The 812-nt window shown below is 74.8% G+C and carries 3 protein-coding genes; all 3 read left to right on the top strand.

Features of this window, described 5'->3' with window-relative positions:
• Positions 1 to 223 (top strand): hypothetical protein (locus VB737_RS17130; RefSeq protein ID WP_500314749.1); only part of this gene is annotated, 223 nt, incomplete at its 5' end.
• The gene (locus VB737_RS17125) at positions 220 to 588 is read left to right on the top strand and encodes an ExbD/TolR family protein (RefSeq protein ID WP_500314747.1); all 369 of its coding nucleotides are present in this window, start codon (positions 220 to 222) and stop codon (positions 586 to 588) included. The genes VB737_RS17130 and VB737_RS17125, both read left to right, overlap by 4 nt.
• Positions 585 to 812 (top strand): hypothetical protein (locus VB737_RS17120; RefSeq protein WP_500314745.1); only part of this gene is annotated, 228 nt, incomplete at its 3' end. The genes VB737_RS17125 and VB737_RS17120, both read left to right, overlap by 4 nt.

Genomic DNA, 812 nt, shown 5'->3' with positions numbered 1-812 from the left:
CCTGTGGATCGTGCAGGCCCCTGGCGATCGCTGGTTCGTCAACGGGGAGCCCGTGTCCCGCGGCCGCCTGCCGGGGCTGCTGGGCTCCCAGCCCGCCGGCAGCGAGATCCACTTCCTGCCGGCGGCCCGCCTGCCCCTGGGCGAGGTGGCCCGTTCCCTGGCCCACCTGCGTTCGATCAGCCCCCAGCCGGTGGGGCTGGCCCTGCCGGAGGCGGGGCCATGAACGCCGGCATCGACGACACGACGCCGTCCCTGGGGGCCGCCCTGGACGCCTTGGCCCTCGGAGCGATGGCCTCCGGACTGGCGCTGCTGACCCTGGCGCTGGTCCTGGTTCCCCAGCGGCTCGCCCAGCGTCCAGCGAACCAGGGCATCGTCAGCCTGCACCTGGCCGCCGACGGCCGGCTGCGGCTCTGGAACCAGCCGGTCCCGTCCACCCAGCTGGCCGCCGTGCTCCAGAGACTCCATGACGGCCCTGGCCAGCCGACCCTGCGTCTGATCCCCGATCCCGACGTCCCCTGGGGATCGGTGCAGCAGCTGATGGAGCGCCTGGGCCGTTCCGACCTGCCCCTGGAGCTGCAGCTGCCATGAAAGCCAGCCTGCTCTGGTGGCGCCATCTGCGGCTGCCGCTGCTCGGGGCCCTGGCCCTGAATGGGGTGCTGGTCGCGGCGACCCTGCGTCCGCCCGCCCGGACGGCACCCACCGTGGCGAGCGCACCGCCGGATGACACCCCCGAACTGCTGCGGTTCAGCCGCCAGCAGGCGCGAGAGCCGGCCCTGGCGGCCCTGCCCTTGCCGCCGCTCAGCGCCCTGCCC

The organism is Synechococcus sp. BA-120 BA3 (genome assembly GCF_034931285.1).
GTDB lineage: Bacteria > Cyanobacteriota > Cyanobacteriia > PCC-6307 > Cyanobiaceae > Cyanobium.
The sequence above is the reverse complement of the archived record's forward strand: the minus strand, read 5'-3'. Positions and strand labels throughout refer to the sequence as shown.